The sequence below is a fragment of the uncultured Campylobacter sp. genome, from assembly GCF_938039205.1.
GTDB lineage: Bacteria > Campylobacterota > Campylobacteria > Campylobacterales > Campylobacteraceae > Campylobacter_A.
Map to the genome: position 1 here is coordinate 1 of NZ_CALHVM010000037.1, position 6,287 is coordinate 6,287.

Genomic DNA, 6,287 nt, shown 5'->3' on the forward strand with positions numbered 1-6,287 from the left:
GTATAAATAAATATAAAATTTACGCCCGAAATTTAGGCGTAAATTTCATCCACGATAGTATTTACGAAATCGTGCGGGTCAAATTTAACTAAATCGTTCATCGTTTCGCCTGTGCCGATGTAGAGTATCGGCAGCTCCAGCTCGCGCGCGACGCCGAAAAGCGCTCCGCCCTTTGGCGTGCCGTCAAGCTTGGTGATGATGACGCCCTCAAGCTTCACGATGTCGTTAAAGGCCTTTGCTTGAGCGAGGCCTGCGTTGCCCTGCGTGCCGTCAAGGATTAGGATCTTGCGGTGCGGCGCGCCTGCGTATGCTCTGTCTGCGATGCGCACGATCTTGCTTAACTCATTGGCTAAATTAGTTTGATTTTGCAGGCGACCTGCGGTGTCTAGGATGACGTTGTCTAGGTTTTTAGCGACAGCCGAGCTAATCGTGTCAAAGGCTACCGCGGACGGATCGTGGCCTTGCTGCGTAGCGACGATAGGAACGTCCGTCCTGATCGCCCACTGGCGTAGCTGCTCGATGGCGCCGGCTCTAAACGTATCACAGGCGCCTAAAATAACGCTTTTGCTTTCATTTTTATATAAATTCGCAAGCTTTGCGATCGTGGTCGTTTTGCCAGCTCCGTTGACGCCCAAAATCAGCTCCACAAAAGGCTTTCCGCTTTTTGCCTCGCGCTCGTTTTCGTATATGAAATAGGTATTTAAAAGCCGCTTCAGATCGTCTTTTTTTACTTCGTTTTGCGGCGGCAGGTAGTAGAGGACCTCCTCGACGATCTCATAGGCTATGTCGGCTTCGAGCAGGATCTCTTCTAAAATTTCCTTTGAGATTTTTTTATCGGCAGGTTTTGACGAGCGGATCGCCGCGAGCGTCTTATCAAGCCCCTTTTTTAAAAAGCCAAACATTAGTTGATCACCTTATTTATATCGCTTTCTAGCATCTCTTCTGGCACGAGTCCGACGTAGTGTGTGGCGTATTCGCCGTTTGGTTTATAAAGCACCATGTATGGGATGCCCACGACTCCGCCCAGAGCCTTTGCGAAGAGGAAGTTGTTTTCGCCGTAGCTAATGCCGAAATTTATTTTAAATTTCTTCATAAATGCGTCTATCTCGTCTTTTGACTTGTCTTCCATTAGTACGCTTACGATTTTTAGCTTGCCTTTAAATTTATCGCTTAGGTTGTTTAGATGCGGGATTTCTGCCTTGCATGGCGGACACCAAGTAGCAAAAAAGTTAAACAAAATCGCCTCGTCATTGCCCTCGACTTTAAAGCCTTTGTCAAATTTTTGCAGCGTCATCTTGCTCTCGTCCATAAGGGTTAGCTCAAAAGAGGCCTCTATGCTTGTGCTTTGGCTAGGAGCAGACGTAGTTGTTGTTGGAGTCGCGTCGCTAGTTTTGTTTGCGTCGCTTTTATTTTCATTGTCGCAACCGCTTAAAAATAGCACCAAAAATGGTATAATCAAAAGATTTATTTTCATTTAATAATTCCTGTCTAAGATTGATTTTAGGCTTGAATTATACATAAAATTTATGAAACGAGCGTTAAATTTGATAAAAGAAGAGTTTAGGCGTAACGCGAAACGGATTTTAAAAAAAGAGGTTCAAATTTCGGCGCGGGCAAAACACTACAAGATGTTTAAGCCGCTTTTAAATTTGCTAACCGAGCTTAAAGCGAAACGGATTTTGATATTTAATCCACTTTCTTATGAGCCAAATTGCTACATTTTGAGGCGCGAGCTAGCCAAAAGGTATGAAATTTTCGTTCCGTTTATGCTTGGTATTAGTTTAGAAATGGTAAAATCTAGGCTACCGCTTATATCTCGGACGAAATTTGGCGTAAAAGAGCCGCTAAGTACCAAGATATTTAAAAAGCGTATAGACGTAGCTATAGTTCCGACTCTCGGGGTGGACGGAAATATGGCGCGAATAGGGCACGGAAAAGGTTTTTACGATAGATTTTTTGCAAATTTGCCTTACCGACCTACCTTGATATTCGTTGAAATTTTAGACAATTTTACAAATGAAATCATATCCGAAGATCACGACGTTACTTGTGATTTTTACCTGACCCCGAGCAAAATTTATGTAAAAAGAGGAATCTATGATAGATATTTTAATCGGCTTAGGAGCAGGTGCGGCGGGCGTTGGCGCAGGCTATCTCATCGCTAAAAAAATCAATGACGCAAACTACAATATATTTTTAGAGCAGGCTAAAGCAAAGGCTAAAGCGATAGAATTTGAGGCTGAGCGCACGCTAAAAGACGCTAAAATCCAAGTCCAAGAGGCTGAATTTGAAGCTAAGAAAAAATACGACGACAAAACCGTAAAACTCCAAAAAGAATACACTCAAAAATTTGAAGAGATCGGCAGAAAAGAGCAAACTCTGCTAAACGAGCAAGAAATTTTAAACGAAAGCAAGGCGGAGCTAGAAAAATCCCGAAATGAAGCAAAAAGCGTCTACGAGGAAGGAATCGGGCTAAAAGCAAGCTATCAAGCTAAACTACAAGAGGCGCTAAAAGTACTCGAACATGCCGCCGGTCTCACGCAAGAAGAGGCGCGTGAAGAGGTGCTAAAAAAAGTAGAGGAAAAAAGCCGTGCTGAGATAGCTCACATCGTACGAAAACACGAAGAAGAGGCTAAACGCGAGGCTAAAAAGCGCGTGAATTATATCCTTGCGCAGGCTACGTCTAGGTTTGCAGGTGAGTTTGCCGCCGAACGTCTGATAAACGTCGTAGATATCAAAAATGACGAGCTAAAAGGCCGCATAATCGGCAAAGAAGGCCGCAATATCAAGACTCTGGAAATGGTGCTAGGCGTGGATATCATCATTGACGATATGCCGCACGCTATCACGCTAAGCAGCTTTAACCTCTATAGAAGGGCGATCGCGACGCGCGTGATAGAGCTTTTGGTGCAAGACGGCCGCATACAGCCGGCAAGGATAGAGGATCTACATAAAAAAGTGTGTGAAGAATTTGAAGCCTCGATCTTGGAGGAGGGGGAAAATATCGTCATCGACCTAGGCCTTAGCAAAATCCATCCGGAGATAATGAAACTAATCGGTAAGCTAAAATTTAGAGCTAGCTACGGACAAAACGCCCTAGCTCACAGCCTCGAGGTGGCCCATCTTGCTGGCATCATCGCGGCTGAAACGGGCGGAGACGAAAAGCTGGCTAAAAGAGCAGGCTTGCTACATGACATTGGGAAGGCTTTGACGCATGAATTTGAGGGCAGCCACGTCGATTTGGGCGCTGAAATTTGCAAACGCTACAAAGAACACCCCGTCGTCATAAACGCCATCTACGCCCACCACGGGCACGAGGAGGCAACTAGCGTAGAAAGCGCCGCCGTTTGCGCTGCGGACGCTCTGAGCGCGGCTCGCCCCGGAGCTCGTAGAGAGGTGTTAGAGAGCTTCCTAAAACGCGTCGAAGAGATAGAAAACATCGCAAAAAGTAAAGAAGGCATCAAGCAAGCCTACGCGATAAACGCGGGCCGCGAGATCCGCGTCATCGCAAACGCCAAGCTCATCAACGACGACGAAGCGGTGCTAGTAGCTAAAGAGATCGCCGCAGAGATCGAGAGTAAGGTGCAGTATCCGGGCGAGATCAAAGTAAACGTGATCCGCGAAACTAGAGCTATAGAAATGGCGAAATAGGTCAAATTTAGGTAGAAAATGAGAAAAATTTTACTAGCGATTTTTTGCGTTTTGGCTCTAGCAGCAAACGACGAGCTCGTGCTAAACGCGTCAAATTCTTTTACGACGACGATGCGTAAAAACTCGGACGCACCGGTTAAGGCTTTGCTCCAAAATGCAAAAGCGGTCGTCGTTTTTCCAAGTATCACCAAGGTGGGCTTTGTACTGGGCGGTATGCGCGGCAAGGGCGTGATGCTCGTGGGAAATCCGTATGCGCCAAGTGAAATGATGGTCGTGGACATTAGCGGCGGCAGTATCGGGCTGCAGGTTGGTTACGAAAATAGTTCGCTAGTGCTTTTTATCCTAAAAGATAGCCTCGTAGCCGATATAAAAGACGCTAAAATCACGATAAACGCCGACGCATCGTTTGCATTTGCCGATACGGGTAAATTTTACGGAAAAGTGAGCGATTTTAGCTTTACGAGCGATATCTACGCATATACGGACAACGACGGGTTTTTTGCGGGGGCGAGCTTTGGCGGAGCGGTGCTAGCTAAAACTAACGACGCGCCTCTAAGGATGGATAGCTATGGATATAACGCGCTAATGGGCGCTATCTCAAAATACTAAAGGCCAAATTTGCAAGAGATGCTAACCTCGCTATCGACCTACGGGTACGTGATAGTGTTTTTATATTCGCTTGGAGGAGGCATGGTTGCTATCATCGCAGCTGGCGTGCTAGCTCATCTAGGCAAGATGGACATAACCGTGAGTATCGTACTGGCGGCGGTCGCTAACGCTATCGGCGATACGCTGCTTTTTTACGTCAGCAGGTATAACCGCGCTGCCGTGATGCCGTATCTGGCTAGACATAAACGCAAGCTTGCCTTCTCTCAAATTTTATTCAAGCAGCACGGAAATAAAATAATATTTTTCAAAAAATTTATCTACGGACTAAAGACTCTCATACCGCTTGCTATCGGACTTACGAAGTATTCGTTTGCCAAATTTAGCGTCATAAACGTTGTTAGCGCGGTAGCTTGGGCAGTTTTGCTCGGGCTTGGTAGCTTTTGGGCGGGCGAGGCGTTTGAGCGGGCGTGGGATTTTATGGGCGAAAACGGCTGGCTGATGCCGGTTGCGATGTTTTCGCTACTGACTCTCATCTGGGTATATCTACAACAAGCGACGAAAAAGAAAGGAAGGTCGGAATGAAAAAGGTACTGATTGTATTGGTGATTATAGCCGCAGTGGTTTTTGGCGGGCTAAAATTTAACGCAAACAAGGTGGAGGAAAAATATAACGAGGCTTTGAATCTAATCAAAGCAAACGGTATGGAGGTCAAAAACAGCGTATTTGAGGGCGGTCTGCTAAAGTCGCACGCAAACTATGACGTAGTTTTGTCTAAAGGTTACATAAACGAGATCATTTCTCTTGGCGAAGAGTACGGCGCGCCCGAGGATCTGGCGATAAAAATCGACATGAATATATCGCACGGCTTTGACAGTTTGCTAGGTAAATTTGAGGTTGCGGGCGATGCCGAGTTTTTAAACGATCCGTATAAAAATTTTATCAAAGAGATATTTGATACTACAAGACCTATCAAATTTCACGCGGACGGCGCTTCGGGCGGAGATAAAAAATTTGTCTTTGAGCTAGTCGGAGTGCAAAAAGAACAAGACGGTAATAAGCTAAATCTGGCTAAATCGTTTTTAAATTTTGATTTAAACGGCGAAAAGAAAATAACCGGAGCTACTTTTGTAAATGATTTCATAGACTTTGCTCGCAAACAAGGCGTCGCTATAAAGATAAAAAATATCGACTACGACGTGAAGTACGAAACTCCGATCGAGCCGAAAATGATCTCTAAAGCGCTTGTAAATAGCACTTATAAATTTGAGCTTGGCGGTATAGACGTCATTTCGGGCGCCGAGGCTCTGCAGATCGGAAAGATAGCGAGCAACTCCAAGCTAACCGTGCTAAGCGATACTCTAACGCAGGACGATACGAGTACTATAGAAAAAATAAAATATGGAAAATATGAATTTAAAGACTTTTTGATCAAAACGAAATTTGCAAATTTAGATAAAGGTGCGTTTGAGGATATTATTAATGCAAAGGGAGAGCCTGAAGCTCAGCTTGCGACGATAATGCAAGCGCTTGATAAATTTATAAAAAGAGCGCCGAAACTTACATTTGACAATTTAAATTTTAAAAATGCGGCAGGTAAGAGTTATGTCTCAAATTTTGAGATTTCTATCGATCCGGACGGCATAGATACTCAAAATCTGCTTGAAAATATCCCGACTGCTATAAATTTTAGCGGTAAAATCGAGCTTGATACGACGCCAGGAGAGTTTATGTTCGGCAGCGGCGAGGAAAAAGAGGGGATAAATGCCATGCTCGTAAACGGCGGACTATTTAAAGAAAACGGCGGCAAATACGTAACTATCTTTAAATACAATAAAAGAACGCAAGATTTGATCTTTAATGAAAATTTATCCTTAAAATCTCTTCTTCAATAAAATTCAACATGCTTAGACAAATTTTATGTTTGTTTAAGCATGTTTTCTATATAATTCACTTTCCGCTTCACAGAAAGCGAGTTTTTTAAATTAACACTGTTAAACTAATTAGTCAATCTTTGAAATCTAAACAAG

At 44.2% G+C, this 6,287-nt stretch carries 7 protein-coding genes; 5 read left to right on the forward strand and 2 right to left on the reverse strand.

The annotated features are described in order from the left end of the window. Window positions 1-32 precede the first annotated feature (32 nt). Together ftsY and Q0394_RS04965 are read right to left on the reverse strand one after the other, a co-directional pair. Window positions 33-902: a signal recognition particle-docking protein FtsY gene (gene ftsY / locus Q0394_RS04960; RefSeq protein WP_298945778.1), complete on the reverse strand. Its 870-nt coding sequence runs from the start codon at window positions 900-902 to the stop codon at window positions 33-35. Next, window positions 902-1,474, reverse strand: coding sequence for a TlpA disulfide reductase family protein (locus Q0394_RS04965; RefSeq protein WP_298945779.1), 573 nt, complete (start codon window positions 1,472-1,474; stop codon window positions 902-904). The genes ftsY and Q0394_RS04965 overlap by 1 nt, the downstream gene beginning before the upstream one ends. 52 nt (window positions 1,475-1,526) lie before the next feature. Between Q0394_RS04965 and Q0394_RS04970 the strand changes: the two genes are divergently transcribed. The 5 genes from Q0394_RS04970 to Q0394_RS04990 are packed head-to-tail and all read left to right on the forward strand — an operon-like array spanning window position 1,527 to window position 6,152. Then, window positions 1,527-2,165: a 5-formyltetrahydrofolate cyclo-ligase gene (locus tag Q0394_RS04970; RefSeq protein WP_298945781.1), complete on the forward strand. Its 639-nt coding sequence runs from the start codon at window positions 1,527-1,529 to the stop codon at window positions 2,163-2,165. Next, window positions 2,098-3,651 carry a ribonuclease Y gene (gene rny, locus Q0394_RS04975; protein WP_298058851.1) on the forward strand — a complete coding sequence of 518 codons (1,554 nt, stop codon included), beginning with the start codon at window positions 2,098-2,100 and terminating at the stop codon, window positions 3,649-3,651. Before Q0394_RS04970 ends, rny begins: the two co-directional genes overlap by 68 nt. Window positions 3,652-3,669: 18 nt before the next feature. Then, a complete protein-coding gene (locus tag Q0394_RS04980) occupies window positions 3,670-4,260 on the forward strand; it encodes a lipid-binding SYLF domain-containing protein (RefSeq protein WP_298945784.1) in 591 nt (196 codons plus the stop codon). A gap of 9 nt (window positions 4,261-4,269) precedes the next feature. Beyond that, window positions 4,270-4,842 (forward strand): DedA family protein, encoded by a 573-nt coding sequence (locus tag Q0394_RS04985; RefSeq protein WP_298945786.1) that lies wholly within the window; start codon window positions 4,270-4,272, stop codon window positions 4,840-4,842. Beyond that, window positions 4,839-6,152: a DUF945 family protein gene (locus Q0394_RS04990; protein WP_298945788.1), complete on the forward strand. Its 1,314-nt coding sequence runs from the start codon at window positions 4,839-4,841 to the stop codon at window positions 6,150-6,152. Before Q0394_RS04985 ends, Q0394_RS04990 begins: the two co-directional genes overlap by 4 nt. Window positions 6,153-6,287: the final 135 nt, after the last annotated feature.

Coding starts and splice junctions, on each gene's coding strand:
- Q0394_RS04965 (WP_298945779.1), bottom strand. CDS start 1,474: ATGAAAATAAATCTTTTGATTATACCATTTTTGGTGCTATTTTTAAGC.
- ftsY (WP_298945778.1), bottom strand. CDS start 902: ATGTTTGGCTTTTTAAAAAAGGGGCTTGATAAGACGCTCGCGGCGATC.
- Q0394_RS04980 (WP_298945784.1), top strand. CDS start 3,670: ATGAGAAAAATTTTACTAGCGATTTTTTGCGTTTTGGCTCTAGCAGCA.
- rny (WP_298058851.1), top strand. CDS start 2,098: ATGATAGATATTTTAATCGGCTTAGGAGCAGGTGCGGCGGGCGTTGGC.
- Q0394_RS04990 (WP_298945788.1), top strand. CDS start 4,839: ATGAAAAAGGTACTGATTGTATTGGTGATTATAGCCGCAGTGGTTTTT.
- Q0394_RS04970 (WP_298945781.1), top strand. CDS start 1,527: ATGAAACGAGCGTTAAATTTGATAAAAGAAGAGTTTAGGCGTAACGCG.